This window comes from Rhizobium sp. WSM409 (genome assembly GCF_057653825.1).
Genome location: NZ_CM172794.1, coordinates 132,090 through 146,595 on the forward strand (window position 1 = coordinate 132,090; position 14,506 = coordinate 146,595).

Annotated in this window: 12 protein-coding genes; 5 read left to right on the forward strand and 7 right to left on the reverse strand. The window is 61.8% G+C overall.

Features of this window, described 5'->3' with window-relative positions; genetic code table 11:
* Positions 1-38: 38 nt before the first annotated feature.
* Together AC25BC_RS00690 and AC25BC_RS00695 are read right to left on the reverse strand one after the other, a co-directional pair.
* The gene (locus tag AC25BC_RS00690) at positions 39-521 is read right to left on the reverse strand and encodes an anthrone oxygenase family protein (RefSeq protein WP_260687418.1); all 483 of its coding nucleotides are present in this window, start codon (positions 519-521) and stop codon (positions 39-41) included.
* A 2-nt stretch (positions 522-523) separates the two neighbouring features.
* Complete coding sequence (locus tag AC25BC_RS00695) at positions 524-1,348, reverse strand: NmrA family NAD(P)-binding protein (protein WP_222052548.1); 825 nt, start codon at positions 1,346-1,348, stop codon at positions 524-526.
* A gap of 101 nt (positions 1,349-1,449) precedes the next feature.
* On the opposite strand from AC25BC_RS00695, the gene AC25BC_RS00700 reads away from it, so the two are divergent.
* From AC25BC_RS00700 to AC25BC_RS00710, 3 genes are all read left to right on the forward strand, one after another.
* Complete coding sequence (locus tag AC25BC_RS00700) at positions 1,450-2,106, forward strand: TetR/AcrR family transcriptional regulator (protein WP_222052547.1); 657 nt, start codon at positions 1,450-1,452, stop codon at positions 2,104-2,106.
* Positions 2,107-2,177: 71 nt separating this feature from the next.
* Positions 2,178-2,867 (forward strand): orotate phosphoribosyltransferase, encoded by a 690-nt coding sequence (locus AC25BC_RS00705; RefSeq protein WP_222052546.1) that lies wholly within the window; start codon positions 2,178-2,180, stop codon positions 2,865-2,867.
* Between the two features lie 61 nt (positions 2,868-2,928).
* Positions 2,929-3,855, forward strand: coding sequence for a carbohydrate kinase family protein (locus tag AC25BC_RS00710; protein WP_164046502.1), 927 nt, complete (start codon positions 2,929-2,931; stop codon positions 3,853-3,855).
* Between the two features lie 173 nt (positions 3,856-4,028).
* Here the strand turns inward: AC25BC_RS00710 and otsA are convergent, their stop codons facing one another.
* The 3 genes from otsA to AC25BC_RS00725 form a co-directional block, all read right to left on the reverse strand.
* On the reverse strand, positions 4,029-5,435 hold the full coding sequence (gene otsA / locus AC25BC_RS00715) for an alpha,alpha-trehalose-phosphate synthase (UDP-forming) (protein ID WP_222052545.1): 1,407 nt from the start codon (positions 5,433-5,435) through the stop codon (positions 4,029-4,031).
* 578 nt (positions 5,436-6,013) lie between these two features.
* Positions 6,014-7,639: a glucose-6-phosphate isomerase gene (gene pgi, locus AC25BC_RS00720; protein ID WP_026157562.1), complete on the reverse strand. Its 1,626-nt coding sequence runs from the start codon at positions 7,637-7,639 to the stop codon at positions 6,014-6,016.
* A gap of 151 nt (positions 7,640-7,790) precedes the next feature.
* A complete protein-coding gene (locus tag AC25BC_RS00725; protein ID WP_029873814.1) occupies positions 7,791-9,491 on the reverse strand; it encodes a long-chain fatty acid--CoA ligase in 1,701 nt (566 codons plus the stop codon).
* Between the two features lie 263 nt (positions 9,492-9,754).
* Here AC25BC_RS00725 and AC25BC_RS00730 point away from each other — a divergent pair, with 263 nt between their 5' ends.
* Both AC25BC_RS00730 and AC25BC_RS00735 read left to right on the forward strand, forming a co-directional pair.
* Positions 9,755-10,147 carry a PRC-barrel domain-containing protein gene (locus tag AC25BC_RS00730; RefSeq protein WP_011650296.1) on the forward strand — a complete coding sequence of 131 codons (393 nt, stop codon included), beginning with the start codon at positions 9,755-9,757 and terminating at the stop codon, positions 10,145-10,147.
* 314 nt (positions 10,148-10,461) lie between these two features.
* Entirely contained in the window at positions 10,462-11,391 is a 930-nt protein-coding gene (locus tag AC25BC_RS00735) for an IS110 family RNA-guided transposase (protein WP_222077623.1), read from the forward strand.
* A gap of 136 nt (positions 11,392-11,527) precedes the next feature.
* On the opposite strand, the gene AC25BC_RS00740 is transcribed toward AC25BC_RS00735, so the two are convergent.
* Both AC25BC_RS00740 and AC25BC_RS00745 read right to left on the reverse strand, forming a co-directional pair.
* Positions 11,528-13,984, reverse strand: a complete 2,457-nt coding sequence (locus AC25BC_RS00740; protein WP_487778532.1) for a glycoside hydrolase family 2 protein — start codon at positions 13,982-13,984, stop codon at positions 11,528-11,530.
* Positions 13,985-14,065: 81 nt separating this feature from the next.
* Positions 14,066-14,461, reverse strand: coding sequence for a VOC family protein (locus AC25BC_RS00745; RefSeq protein WP_011650298.1), 396 nt, complete (start codon positions 14,459-14,461; stop codon positions 14,066-14,068).
* Positions 14,462-14,506: the final 45 nt, after the last annotated feature.

A 14,506-nucleotide genomic window follows, 5' to 3' on the forward strand; every position in this document is an offset into this window, starting at 1 on the left:
TTCCTGAAAGGCGCGTTGGATCGCCGGGAAGCAACCATTCAGACGATCATCAACGCCCGCACGAAGGCGACCGAGGCGAGTAGCGAGGCGATGGTCCGCACATGGTTCCACCACGTCCAGTCCCTGACATAGGTGGCCCAGAGCTGAACCGCTTCCGTCCCATTGCCGCCGACCTTTGCCAGCGCATCGTTCATCGGCACGTTGAAGATGATGGTCGAGAGGAAGGAGGCGAAAATGTAGAGGGCTGCACCCGCCAGCATCAGAAAGGATGCCCCGCCGCGCCAGTCGATCAGGGCGAGCACGGCGATGACGAGGCAGAGGATCGCCGTCGGCACGAAGAGGCCCATGAAGGGCGAGCGGACGATCGTCACGTTGATCGAGTTCATCGCCGCAATGCCTTGCTCCGCCGGGATCCGCGAGAAGGCGGTCATGATGAAGGTCGAGAAGGCGAAGAAGATGCCGGCGACGAGGCCGCTGCCGATCGCCGCGGCCACGAGGGAGAGGGTGAGAACGATCTGCATGGTCAGGCGCTCCATATTCCGGTTGCCGCGGTCCGGCGGGCATATTCGCTGAAATCGGTGGCGGCGCGGCCAAGAATTTCGGCGACACCGCCCATCACGCTGGAATTGCGGCCATCGAGCACCTGGCCGAAAAGCTCCTCCAGAAGATCGATCAGGCCCTGGGGCAGGCCGGCCGCCGCAAGTCCGCCGGTGAAATCCGCCATCGACACCTGCTCATATTCGATCGGCCGCCCGGTGGCCTGAGCGATTTCGGCAACCGCCTGGCGGAAGGTCAGCGCCCGCGGGCCGGTCAGTTCGTAGGTCTTGTTGCGATGGCGCGGATCGGTCAAGGCGGCGACGGCGGCATCGGCGATGTCGTCGGCATCGATGAAAGGTTCGCTGATCTCGCCCGCCGGCAATTGCAGCCGGCCGCCCAGAATCTGCTCGATAAAGGCGCCCTCGCTGAAATTCTGGCAGAACCAGGAGGCGCGCAGGATGGTGGTGTTTATGCCGGAAGCCTTCAGCGCCGCTTCGCTTCGCTGCGCGCCCTCTTCGCCGCGGCCGGAGAGCAGCACGATATGCTCAAGGCCGCATTCCACCGCGACCTTGGCGAGCGCTTCGATCGCTTCCGCCGCCCAGGCGACGGACAGGTCCGGCTGGAAGGCGACATAGGCGCTCGATGCGCCGTCAAGCGCGCCGCGCCAGGTCAACCTGTCTGCCCAGTCGAAGGGCCGTGCGCTGGAGCGTGATGCCGCGCGAACGGTGAGGCCGCGCGCTTCCAGACGCTTGATGATGCGGCTGCCGGTCTTTCCCGATCCGCCGACGAGGACGATTTCGGAAGTCTGCATGTCAAAACTCCTCCCAAACTTTGCAAACAAGAGAAACTCTCTCATTTGCAAAATGAGATAAACTCTCTTATTTTGTTTGTCAACGTGGAAAAGGAGAGAGCATGTCGAAACAGCCGGTCGCAACGCGCAGGCGCCAGCAGGAGTCTACCGGTCAGCTGCGCCGCATTCCCAGCCAGCAGCGCGGCCGCGAGCGCTTCGAAAAGATCCTCACCGTGGCCGCCGAGCTGATCGAAAGCCACGGCAGCGACGGCTTGAAGATGAGCGAGATCGTCGAAAAGGCCGGCCTTTCCTTCGGCGCCCTATACCAATATTTCCCCGACAAGACCTCGATCATCCGCACATTGGCCGAGCGCTTCAACGAAGAGGGCAGGCGGTGCGTCGAAGAGGAGCTGGCGAAGGTCACCGACGCTGCGGCCCTCCAGGGCGCGCTCGCGAATATTGTCGACGAATATTACGCCTTCTTCCGCCGCGAGCCCGTCATGCGCGATATCTGGCATGCGACCCATACCGACAAGCTGCTGCAGCAGGTCGATGCCGAGGACATGGAATTCCATGCCCAGGCATTTCTCGCCGTGCTGGTCCGCCTGTGGCCGGATCGCGACCGCAGGGAACTGCTCGCGATCGCCCGGCTGACGATGCAGCTGCTTGCCGCCGCCGTGCGTTATGCGGTGTCGCTGGATGCGGAAGAGGGCGCCCAGGCGATCGCCCTCTTCAAGAAGATGCAGATCGTTGATATCGGCCGCCTGCTGCAGCAATAGCCCGCCTTTCGTCTGGAAACGGCGGGCTCTTGCTGCTATTCCCGCAAGGATCCAAGCCGAAGGAGAGCCGCATGATCCAGACCACATTTCCCGACCGCGCCGTGATGGCTGAATTGCTGGCCAAGATGCTCTGGGAAATCAAGGCGGTGCATTTCAATGCCGCCCAGCCCTACAAACTCTCCTCCGGCATGGCGAGCCCTGTTTATATCGATTGCCGCAAGCTGCTCTCCTTCCCACGCATCCGCTCGACGGTGATGGATTTCGCCGCCAGCACCCTGCTGCGCGATGCCGGCTTCGAGCAGTTCGATTGCATCGCCGGTGGCGAGACCGCCGGCATCCCCTTCGCCGCCCTGCTGGCCGATCGTCTCGGCCTGCCGATGATCTATGTCCGCAAGCAGCCGAAGGGCCACGGTCGCAATGCCCAGATCGAAGGCAACATGCCGGAAGGGTCGCGCGTGCTTGTTATCGAAGACCTGACGACAGCAGGCGGCAGCATGTTCAAGTTCATCGATGCCGTCCGTTCCGCCGGCGGTATCGTCGATCACGGCATCGCGCTGTTCTTCTATGGCATCTTCGGCGAACAGCGCTTTGCCGATGGCAAGGTCAGGCTGCATCACATCGCCACCTGGCGTAATGTTCTGGCCGTTGCCAGGGAGCAGAAGCTCTTCGACGACAAGACGCTGTCGGAAGTCGAGGCCTTCCTCGATGCGCCGCTCGCCTGGTCGGGAAGGAATGGCGGGGTGAGTGAGCTTTCGCTCTAGCTAGTTGACAAAAGCTCGCTTAATCGGTTGATGAACACATAAGTGCTGTTGGAGGAATACGATGATTTTGTGCTGCGGCGAAGCCTTGATCGACATGCTGCCGAGGGACACGACGCTGGGCGAAAAGGGCTTTGCGCCCTATGCCGGCGGCGCGATCTTCAACACCGCAATCGCGCTCGGTCGCCTCGGCATCCCCACGGCCTTCTTCACCGGCATTGCCGATGACATGATGGGCGAAATCCTGCTCGAGACGCTGAAGGCGAGCAATGTCGATTACAGCCCATGCGCCATCACGCCGCGTCCCTCGACCATCGCCTTCGTCAAGCTGGTCAACGGCCAGGCGACCTATGCCTTCTACGACGAGGGCACGGCCGGCCGGATGATCACCACGGCCGACCTGCCGGATCTCGGCGATGATTGCGAGGCGCTGCATTTCGGCGCGATCAGCCTGATCCCCAGCCCCTGCGGCGAAACCTACGAAGCCCTGCTCGACCGCGAAGCCGCACGCCGCGTCATCTCGCTCGATCCGAATATCCGTCCCGGTTTCATCAAGGACAAGCCGTCGCACATGGCCCGCATCAAGCGCATGGCCGGCAAATCCGACATCGTGAAATTCTCCGACGAGGATCTCGAATGGTTCGGCCTGCAAGGCGACCATGATGCGCTCGCCGCCCACTGGCTGAACCACGGCGCCAAGCTCGTCGTCATCACCAAGGGCGCAGAAGGCGCCTCCGGTTATACCAAGGAGCGCAAGGTGACGGTACCGAGCGAACGGGTCACCGTCGTCGATACGGTCGGCGCCGGCGATACCTTCGATGCCGGCATCCTGGCGTCGCTGAAGATGGATAATCTGCTGACCAAGGCGCAAGTCGCCTTGCTCGACGAAAAGGCGCTGCGCAACGCCCTGACCCTCGGCGCCAAAGCCGCCGCCGTCACCGTCTCCCGCGCCGGCGCCAATCCGCCCTGGGCGCGCGAGATCGGGCTTTAAGGCTCGAGCAAGCCTCCGCCCCTCATCCGCCTGCCGGCACCTTCTCCCCGCTTGCGGGGCGAAGGGATATGCCGCGGCCTCTCGATTCCCTCTTCTCTCCTCGGGAATCCGAAGGAGGGGTTGCCCGAGGGGTCAGATGCGCGAGGACGGGTCGACGACGATCGATCAGGAAACTATCCGGGGTCACGCTCCGGGCGAAGCTCGGGAGCAAGCACCAGATCCCCCAAGAAGTTTTCGCACCAAAGTGAGACGTCGTGAGACAGCAGATGCTCCATCATCATGCTCCAGCGGTCGCGGCGCTCCTCCAGCGACATGGAAAGGCCCTTGGCGATGGCATTGGCAGTGCCTTCGACATCGTAAGGATTGACCAGCAGTGCGCCCTTCAACTCTCGAGCCGCGCCGGCGAAGCGCGATAACACCAATACGCCCGGCCGATCCGGGTCCTGGGCGGCGACATATTCCTTGGCGACGAGGTTCATACCATCGCGCAACGGCGTGACCAGCCCGATCGTCGCCAGCCGGTAGATGCCTGCGAGCACGTTGCGGCTGATCGATCGGTTGACATAGCGGATCGGCACCCAGTCGACCGTCCCGATGGCGCCGTTCACGCGGCCTGCCTGTTCGGCGACCATCTTCTGCATATGCTCGTATTCGGGAACTTCCGATCGCGATTTTGGCGTGACCTGCAGATAGGTGACCTTGTTCTGGTAGGCAGGATTGCTGGTGAGGAAGGTTTCGAACGCTTCCAGCCGCTGAATGATGCCCTTCGAATAATCGAGGCGGTCGACCCCGATGATCATGTCCCGGCCTTCAACGCTGCGCCGGGTCTTCTGTACCATGATATTGTTTGCGGCTCTCTCGGCGAACTCGGCGAAGGCAGCAGTTTCGATCCCGATCGGATAGGCGCCGGCCTTGAATATCCGCCCATGGGAATCGAACAATCCATTTCCGAGGTCGTCGCCAATTCCCTCCCTTCTGAGATACCCGGCAAAGTTCTGGAGGTCGTAGTCGGTCTGGAAGCCGACGACATCGTAATGCGAGAGCCCGCGCATGATTTCCTCATGGACGGGCATCGTGACGAGAATGTCGGCCGGCGGCCAGGGAATGTGCAGGAAGAAGCCGATCCGGTTCTTCAGCCCCATTTGGCGCAGTTCGGCCGCCAGCGGGATGAGGTGGTAATCATGAACCCAGATGATGTCGTCCGGCTCGATCATCGGCGCCAACCTATGTGCGAAGAAGCGGTTGACGCGGAAATAGCCGGCCATTTCCTTCCGGCCATATTCGGCGAGGTCCAGGCGGTAATGGCAGATGGGCCAGAGAACGCGGTTTGCAAAACCGCGATAATACTCCTCGACATCGGTGTCGGTGAGATCGGTCAGCGCATAGGTGATGTTGCCTTTCTGCAGCTGCGACAGCGGGCCAGGTTCCCTGTCCCCGCTCGATTCTCCCGACCATCCCATCCAGATGCCGCCCCGCTCCTGCAGGGCTGCCTGTAGCGCCACGGCCAGGCCGCCGGCAGCGGCGCTCCCATCCTTGGCTGGCATGGGAACACGATTGGAAACGACGACAAGACGGCTCATGAGCTTCCTTTGGTGAAGATGGGCCATGAAAACGCTGTGTGACGAGCGTCTTGAGGCATCTCCTGAACTTGGGCAGGGACCATGCGGTGAAGGCGCCGACATCGACAGAGCCGACCCGGACGCGAGCGGTCCGGTGCAGATGCCAACAAGAACAACGAACGGAGCATTTTCCGCACAGATTTTGCTTGAATCTAGGGCGATTCCAACGAATTGAAAGAATTCATTCTATAATTTTTTGATTAGGAGAACGTTCATCCGGTTTCGCACCGTGGGCCCCATCAAAAGGGATGTGCCAGGCCGACCGCTATCAGTTCACCATTGCGGCGGCAATGTCGATGTTGGCGCCAATCCGCCCCGGCGCGTGAGATTGATTTGTAAGGTTGGAGCCAGCGTCAGCGCGCCTGCCGGCACCCTCTCCCCGTTCTGACGGGGAGAAGGAAATTTGCCGTGACCTCTCCGTTCCTCACTCGCCTTTCGCAGGGCATGTCCCTCTCCCCGTCAGAACGGGGGTCCGGAGGACGGGTCGAGACGAGTGGCTTGACCCCGGCAAGGTTAGGGTGAGGGGCAATCTCGATCGCTTACTTTGCAAGCTTCGCCAGTGCCGCAACCAGGCCCTGCGTCGAAGAGTCATGCGCGGCCGCACTTTCCTTGCCTTCGACGACAGGCAGCAGACCCGTTGCCAGTTCCTTGCCGAGCTCGACGCCCCACTGGTCGAAGGAGTTGATGCGGAAGAGCACGCCTTCGACGAAGACGCGGTGTTCGTAAAGCGCGATCAGCCGGCCGAGCGCATAAGGGGTCAGCTTGTCGTAGACGAAGGTGATCGACGGCCGGTTGCCGTTAAAGACGCGGTGCGGCGCGATGAAATCGGCCTTTTTGTCGTCCATGCCCTTGTCGGTCAGCTGCTTCTTGGCTTCTGCGAAGGTGCGCCCCTTCATCAGGGCTTCCGACTGGGCGAGAACGTTGGAGATCAGCAGCTGGTGCTGGTGGCGCAGCTCCGGCTCGAAGGCGTTGGCAGCGATCATGAACTCCGCGGGGATGATGCTCGTGCCCTGATGGATGAGCTGGTAGAAGGCGTGCTGGCCGTTGGTGCCGGGCTCGCCCCAGACGACGGGGCCGGAATTGCCTTCGACCGGCGTGCCGTCGATGGTGACGCCCTTGCCGTTCGATTCCATGTCGAGCTGCTGCAGATAGGCCGGGAAACGCGACAGGCGCTGGTCGTAGGGCAGGATGGCGCGGGTGGGGTAGCCCAGCACATTGCGATGGTAGAAGCCGATCAGGCCGAGCAGCACAGGCAGGTTTTCGGTAATCGGCGCCTTACGGAAATGATTGTCGACGGCGTGGGCTCCGTCGAGGAACTTGCCGAAATTCTCAGGGCCGACTGCGATCATCAGCGGCAGGCCGATCGCCGACCAGATCGAGTAACGGCCGCCGACCCAGTCCCAGAAGCCGAAGACGCGGGCGCTGTCGATGCCGAAGGCGGCGACCTTGTCGAGCGCCGTCGAGACGGCGGCGAAGTGGTGCTGCACGGCCGCTTCGCCGAGCGCCTTGGCGATGAAATTGCGCGCCGTCTGCGCATTGGTCATCGTCTCGACGGTGGTGAAGGTCTTCGAGGCGACGATGAACAGCGTCGTTTCCGGCTGCACCAGCTTCAGGATATCGGCGATATGGGCGCCGTCGATATTGGAGACGAAATGCGCGCGCGGACCGTCATGGAAGGGGGCAAGCGCCAGCGTCGCCATCACAGGGCCGAGATCCGAGCCGCCGATGCCGATATTGACGACATCGGTGATCGCCTTGCCGGTCGCACCCTTCAGCGTGCCGGAGCGGACGTCGTCGGCAAACTTGCCCATGGCGGCAAGCACCGCATTGACGTCGGGCATGACATCCTTGCCGTCGACTAGAACCGGCGTGTTGGAGCGGTTGCGCAGCGCGGTGTGCAGAACGGCGCGATCCTCGGTGAAATTGATCGCCTTGCCGGAGAACATTTCCTCGCGCTTCGTCTCGACGCCGCCGTCTTCGGCGAGCTTCACCAAGAGCTTGAGGATGTCGTCATTCACCGCCGTCTTGGAAAAATCCATCAGCAGGTCGTCAAGCGCGACGGAAAAGCGCGAAAAGCGCTGCGAATCGGTGGCGAAGGCGGCACGGATATCGGTTGCCTTGGTGGCATCAGCGGTGCTTTTCAGCTGTTCGACGATGGCGTTCATGGGAGGCTCCTTTGGAGGCGGAAAGGTTGCGGAAACTATTCGCTTTCTCACCCGCAAATCAAGTTCAGCCACCTGTCGAAATGGAAAAAAGCCACCCGCGGCAAGCGGATGGCCCCTTGAGGAAAGCCTCTAATTCATCAAATCGTCAAATTCAGCCGCGCAGGTCCTTGCGCAGGATCTTGCCGACCGGCGACTTCGGCAGCTCGGTGCGGAATTCGATAAAGCGCGGGCGTTTGTAGTTGGTGAGGTTGGCGATGCAATGGGCTTTCACCTCGGCTTCCGTCAGGTTCGGATCCTTCCTGACGACGAAGAGTTTTACCGCCTCGCCCGAATGTCCGTCCGGCACGCCGATGGCTGCGGCCTCGAGGATGCCGGCATGCATGGCGGCGACTTCCTCGATCTCGTTCGGATAGACGTTGAAGCCGGAGACCAGGATCATGTCCTTCTTGCGGTCGACAATCTTGGTATAGCCGCGGTCGTCCATGAAGCCCATGTCGCCCGAGCGGAAATAGCCGTCATCGGTCATCACCCGCGCCGTCTCCTCCGGCTTCTGCCAGTAGCCGGCCATCACCTGCGGCCCGCGGATGCAGATCTCGCCGACGTCGCCGAGCGGTAGCGAATTGCCAGCTTCGTCGCGGATGTCGAGTTCGGTGGAGGGAAGCGGCAGACCGATCGTGCCGGTGAACTCAGGCGAATCGAAGCGGTTGGCGGTGGCAACGGGCGATGTCTCGGAAAGGCCGTAGCCTTCCGTCACCGCCGTGCCCGTCATCTTCAGCCAGCGGTCGGCGACCGGGCGCTGCACGGCCATGCCGCCGCCGAGCGACATGATCAGCGAGGAGAAGTCGAGCTTGGCGAAATCGGCATTGTTCATCAGCGCATTGAACAGCGTGTTGAGGCCGGGGAAGATATGCACCTTCGACTTTTCGAATTCCTTGACGAGACCGGGAATGTCGCGCGGATTGGCGATCAGGATATTGTGGGCGCCGAGCGACATGCCCATCAGCGAATTCACCGTCAGCGCGAAGATGTGGTAGAGCGGCAGGGCGCAGAGGAAATTCAGCACCTCCGGCTCTTTCTTGCGCTCGAAGGCCGATCGAAGCCAGAGCGACAGCTGCGCCTTGTTGGCAAGCAGGTTCTGATGCGTCAGCACCGCGCCCTTGGCAACGCCCGTCGTGCCGCCGGTGTATTGCAGGAAGGCGATATCGCTGCCCGTCAGCGTCACCGGCTGGAGCTTTTTTCCCGCACCTTCGCGCAGCACCTGGCCGAAGCTCTTGTGCTGAGGGATCGACCAGGAGGGAACGAGCTTCTTCACCTTGCGCACGACGAAATTGACGATCAGTCCCTTCGGCCCCAGCATTTCCCCGAGCGAGGTGACGACGACATGGCGAAGGTCCGTCTTGTTGAGGACCTGCTCCACCGTGCGTGCGAAATTCTCCAGCACGAAGATCGCCTTGGCGCCGGAATCCTTCAACTGATGTTCGAGCTCGCGCGGCGTATAGAGCGGGTTGACGTTCACGACGACGAGGCCGGCGCGCAGGATGGCATAGGTCGCGATCGGGTTCTGCAGCACGTTCGGCATCATCACGGCGACGCGGTCGCCCTTCTGAAGGCCGGTGCTTTGCAGCCAGGCGGCGAGTTTGCGCGTCTGGCTCTCCAGCTCGCGGTAGCGCATCGCCTTGCCCATGCTGGAAAAGGCGGTCCGGTCGGCGTAACGGGCGCAAGATTTTTCGAGCAGTTCGGCGAGCGAGGCATATTCCAGCGGCGGAATCTCTGCCGGAACGATATCGGGATAGGCGGCAAGCCAGGGTTTGTCAGGCTTGGCTCCGTTCGGATGGACGGAAATGCTGTTCATCTTTGTCCTCTCTCCCTTGCTGCCACCGCCGGCGCCGAGCCGGCAAGCGACTGGCCCGCAATTGACTGGAAGAGTCCTCCATCTTCCAGTCCGGCAGCTTATGCCATTACCTGAACGGTTCAAGCCGAATGAAGCTATACTAACCTTAACGTAAACGTCAACATTCGCTCGCTGCGCGATCGGTGGAAGGATCGGGAACTTTGAGTCCGCCATGACGTTGATCTCGCATACTCATCACGAGGAACACCAAAAGGAGGTGCACAATGTTGAACCAGGATACTGACGCCACCCGCCGTGACCCGAATGTCAAGAGCACCCACTCGCTGATCGCCAGCGACCGCGTCGAAGGCACCCGTGTCTATGGGGCCGATGGCAAGCATATCGGCTCGATCGAACGCCTGATCATCGGAAAGCTCGACGGCCGTGTTGCCTATGCGGTGCTGAGCTTCGGCGGCTTCCTGGGCATCGGCCACGATCACTATCCGCTTCCCTGGGAAAAGCTGAACTACGACACCCAGCTGGATGGCTATCGCATCGACCTGACCAAGGAGCAGATCGAAGGCGCCCCGAGCTATTCGGACGATGACGACACCTGGTACAACGACAATGGCCGCCGGGTCTATGATTACTACGGCGTGCCGCCCTACTGGATGTAACGTCGTCCGATAGGCCGAGCTGGAAGGGCCCCGCGGATGCGGGGCCTTTTTGGTGTTTGGTTCGTGCCGATGGCTGCCTATTGTTGGTTCGCGCCAATGGTTGCCCCTCATCCGGCTGCCGCCACCTTTGTAACTTCCCTTTACCCGCTCTTGGCGCTGTAATGCCTGTTGCGGTGGCGGATGGAAGACCGATGCACCTTTGGGACACCAAGCCCGTGGGAGAGCGTGGGTCTCCATCCGCTGTTCCATTGAACCCGAACAGTCGCCAGGGCCGCTTGCGAAGGCAAAGCCCGATTAGGCAAGGATGGGATCAGATGGAAAAGATCGTTGGCATCGATGTTTCGAAGGATCGGCTCGACGTGGCGGTCCTACCGCAAGCGGAAGCCTTTGCCGTTAGCAATGACCATGCCGGCATCGATGAACTGATTGATCGGTTGAAAACCATCGGCGCCGATGCGATCGCGCTTGAGGCGACGGGTGGCTACGAGACGCTGGCGGTGGCCGGGTTGTCATCGGCAGGATTGACGGTCCTTGTCGTCAATCCGGCGCAAGTGCGCGCCTATGCCCATGCGATCGGCCGCAAGGCCAAGACCGATCCGATCGATGCCGCCGTCATCGCCGCCTTCGTTCTGGCGACGAAGCCCGAGATCCGGCCGTTGCGCGATGCCGAGACGCAGGCTCTTTCCGAGCTTGTGGCCCGCAGGCGCCAGATCGTGCAGATGATCGTGGCCGAGGAGAACCGGTTGCGCATGGCGCTGGCAAAGCAGGCGCAGAAAAGCATCAAGCGCTTGCTGAAAGCCTTGCGGCGCGAGCTCGAAAGCCTCGATGCCGATCTCGACAGCCATATCCGCAAGTCGCCGGTCTGGCGGGTGCGCGAGGCGCTGTTGACCTCGGTGCCGGGTGTCGGAGCGACGACAGCGCGCACGCTGCTGGCCGAACTGCCGGAGCTCGGCAGCCTCGACCGGCGCCAGATCGCATCGCTGGCTGGTCTTGCCCCATGGACGCGGCAGTCGGGAAAATGGAAAGGCAAGAGCTTCATCGGTGGCGGCAGAGGCAAAGTGCGCGCCGTCCTATTCATGGCCGCCCTCGTCGCCAGCCGATACAACCCCGACCTCAAGGCCTTCCGCGACCGGCTGGTCGCGGCCGGCAAGCCCAAGATCGTCGCCATCGTCGCAACCATGCGCAAGCTACTCACCATCCTCAACGCCATCATCAGGGACGGACGACCATGGCAAACCGCTTGACAAACAAGACAGTCGCTCTCCCCGCTCGCGGGGCGAAGGGGAGGTGTGCCGCGGCCTCTCCGTTCCCTCAGCCTCTCGCAGGGCACCTCCCCTCTCCCCGTTTTTACGGGGAGAGGGTTAGGGTGAGGGGCAGCCACTAGCGCGAACCGACAACAAGATCATTGGCCGAGCGCAATACGGTGCCGACGACAATGTCGGCTGCCACGATCGTCCTTGCCGTCTTCACCGCAAACACATGGCTCTCGCCCGGCAGCAGCGTCACCAGCATCGTGTCGACGACGGCATCCGGATCCAGCCGGTCGGCCATCAGGCAAAGATCCTTGAGGAAGTTTTGCGCCGTCACCTTGACCTGATACCCGCCGTCGATCCCGACGACATCGACAGTCAGCCGCGGTGCCGGCAGGGCAAGCTCGATATCCTCGACGAAATAGTGGAAGGCCCGCCGGTCCAGCATCTGCACGACGATGAGCTCGTCCTTCGGTAAGTCGGGAGTGACGATCTCCTCGGGCAGCGGAAATTCCTTTGCCTCGAAACGGTCGCAGAGCAAGCGCCAGAATTCGAATTCGGCAAGCACCGTGCCGTCGAGCTTCAGGCGTTTGCCGCTGATCTTCGCCCGCCAGAACAGGGTTCGTTCATTGACGGCGACCGCCGCAAGTCCGCCGCCGCGCGGCTGGATCGTCAGCAGGCGCGGATCATAGGCCGCCTTCAGCGCATACCAAAGCGGCTTGCGGCGTCCGGCGGAATCGAGTGCTGCCCACGAGGTCACCGGCCAGCAATCGTTGAACTGCCAGACCACCGCACCCTTGCAGATATTGCGATGCGAGCGCATGTGCTCGACGCCGAAACGGATGGCACGCGCCTGGTTGAGCTGGGTGGCGAAATGCCAGTCATCCATTGTCCGAGGCTCCGGCAGATGGCCGGAGAGGCCGCGGATCAGCTTGTCATTGCCCTCCGTTGCCTTCTGATGGTGGAAGACGCCGTTCGATTGCGGCGTCAGCGGCGCGTCGTGCACGCTCTCTTCGATCGTTGCCCAGGCGGCCGGCGCCTGCCAACCGAATTCGGAGCAGAAGCGCGGGATATAATTGCGGTAGACCTCGTAGCCGACATCGTTCCACACGTCCCAGATATGTTTGCAGCCATGGCCGTCGGCATTCGGTTCGATCTCCATTGAGCCGGAATAGGGACTGCCGGGATAATAGGGCCGGTCCGGATCAAGTTCGGTGCAGAGTTTCGGCAGCAGGTCGAGATAGTAGCCGAGCCCCCAGCTTTCGCTCGCCTTGATGATCGGCCGCCAGCCCCATTCGTCGAAGCCCCAGATGTTCTCGTTATTGCCGTTCCAGAGGACCAGCGAGGCATGCGGCATCAGCCGCACGACGTTGTCACGCACCTCCGCCTCGACCTCGCCTCTGAGCGGCTCTTCCTCCGGATAGGCGGCGCAGGCAAAGAGGAAATCCTGCCAGACCAGCATGCCCTTGCGGTCACAGGCCTCATAGAACTCGTCGGCCTCGAAGATGCCGCCGCCCCAGACGCGCAGCATATGAATATTGGCGGCCTTTGCCTCCTCGATCCGCGCGGCATAACGCTCGGCCGTCACCCGCGGAGGAAAACAATCGTCCGGAATCCAGTTCGCCCCGCAGATGAAGAGCGGCACGTCGTTGATGACGAAGGTAAAGGCCGAGCCGTGTTCGTCGGCCGAAGTATCGAGCCGCAGCGAGCGAAAACCGAGTTCGCGCTGATAGCTGTCGAGCAGACCGTCGCTGGCGTCGTCGATCAGCCTCAGCGTCATTGGATAGAGCGGCTGTGCGCCAAGATGGTGCGGCCACCAGAGCTGCGGCGAGGGGAGGGCAAGCTCGAAGGAAACCGCATCTTCGTCCGGCCCAATCGCCACCGTCTTGCTCACGCCGCCGATTTCGGCAACGAGCCTCAACGGCGTCTTATCTCCATGCCGCGCCAGCCGGGCATGGACCTTCACCAGGCCGTCGCCGCCGGCAAGTGTTGCCGATACCCGTGTCTCGGCAAGCCGCGCCCGGTCCCAGCTTTCCAGCCGTACAGGCTTCCAGAGACCTGCCGTCACCAGCGTCGGCCCCCAGTCCCAGCCGAAATTACAGGCCATCTTGCGCATCAGATTGCCCGGTCCCGGGTAGTTGTTGGGACGGTAGCCGTAATGTTTTTCCATCTCCGCTCCATAGGCGTAGGCGGAGCGGAAGGTGACCGTGAGTTCGTTCTGGCCAGCCTTCAGAAGCCGGGAAACATCGAAACGATAGGTGCGGTGCATGTTGAAGGTGCGGCCGATCTTTTCGCCGTTGAGCGATATCACCGCGACCGTATCGAGCCCGTCGAAGACGAGTTCATGCACCCTGGCATCGTCGGGCATCGCCTCGAAGCTGCAGCGATAGGTCCAGTCGGTCTTGCCGATCCAGTCATTGGTGATTTCGTTGACGTCGATATAGGGATCGGGGATCAGCCGGTTGGCGAGAAGGTCGAGATGCACGCAGCCCGGCACCGTCGCGGGTATTGCAGCCGGCAGACCGGGCCTGGCTGTATCGTTGCAGTAGAGCGTCCAGCCGGAATTGAGCGCAGTCTTTTCGATCATGGCGGGCTCCTGATGCATGCCGCTTGAAGCTGTGGGATTATCTGTGGTTTGGAACGTATCGGTGGTTCGGCGTCAGATGCCTCAGAGAAACCGGCCGTGGCGCTGCAGCACCTCGATCTTGTAGCCGTCGGGATCGCTGATGAAGAAGAACAGGCCGAAGAGCTTGCCGTCGCGGTTGAGCTCCACCAGTTCACCGGGCTTGAGCCCGAGCTTCGACAGCCGCTCGCGCTCGACCGCCACCTCTTCGACGGAGACGGCGAGATGGCCGTAGGCATTGCCGAGGTCATAGGGCGCGGTTCGGCCCTTGTTGACGGTCAGTTCCAGCTCGAAGCCGGTCTCGGCATTGCTCATATAGATCAGCGTGAAGGTTTCGAAATCGACGCGGTCGGCGACCGAAAGGCCGAATGCCCTCTCGTAGAATTCGACGGAGCGCGCCTCATCGAGAACGCGGATCATGGAGTGGATCATCTTCGCCAAGTCTGCCTCCCAATGTGCCGATCACTGCGATCTTGGTACCCGTCC

Coding starts and splice junctions, on each gene's coding strand:
- AC25BC_RS00690 (WP_260687418.1), bottom strand. CDS start 521: ATGCAGATCGTTCTCACCCTCTCCCTCGTGGCCGCGGCGATCGGCAGC.
- AC25BC_RS00695 (WP_222052548.1), bottom strand. CDS start 1,348: ATGCAGACTTCCGAAATCGTCCTCGTCGGCGGATCGGGAAAGACCGGC.
- AC25BC_RS00700 (WP_222052547.1), top strand. CDS start 1,450: ATGTCGAAACAGCCGGTCGCAACGCGCAGGCGCCAGCAGGAGTCTACC.
- AC25BC_RS00705 (WP_222052546.1), top strand. CDS start 2,178: ATGATCCAGACCACATTTCCCGACCGCGCCGTGATGGCTGAATTGCTG.
- AC25BC_RS00710 (WP_164046502.1), top strand. CDS start 2,929: ATGATTTTGTGCTGCGGCGAAGCCTTGATCGACATGCTGCCGAGGGAC.
- otsA (WP_222052545.1), bottom strand. CDS start 5,435: ATGAGCCGTCTTGTCGTCGTTTCCAATCGTGTTCCCATGCCAGCCAAG.
- pgi (WP_026157562.1), bottom strand. CDS start 7,639: ATGAACGCCATCGTCGAACAGCTGAAAAGCACCGCTGATGCCACCAAG.
- AC25BC_RS00725 (WP_029873814.1), bottom strand. CDS start 9,491: ATGAACAGCATTTCCGTCCATCCGAACGGAGCCAAGCCTGACAAACCC.
- AC25BC_RS00730 (WP_011650296.1), top strand. CDS start 9,755: ATGTTGAACCAGGATACTGACGCCACCCGCCGTGACCCGAATGTCAAG.
- AC25BC_RS00735 (WP_222077623.1), top strand. CDS start 10,462: ATGGAAAAGATCGTTGGCATCGATGTTTCGAAGGATCGGCTCGACGTG.
- AC25BC_RS00740 (WP_487778532.1), bottom strand. CDS start 13,984: ATGATCGAAAAGACTGCGCTCAATTCCGGCTGGACGCTCTACTGCAAC.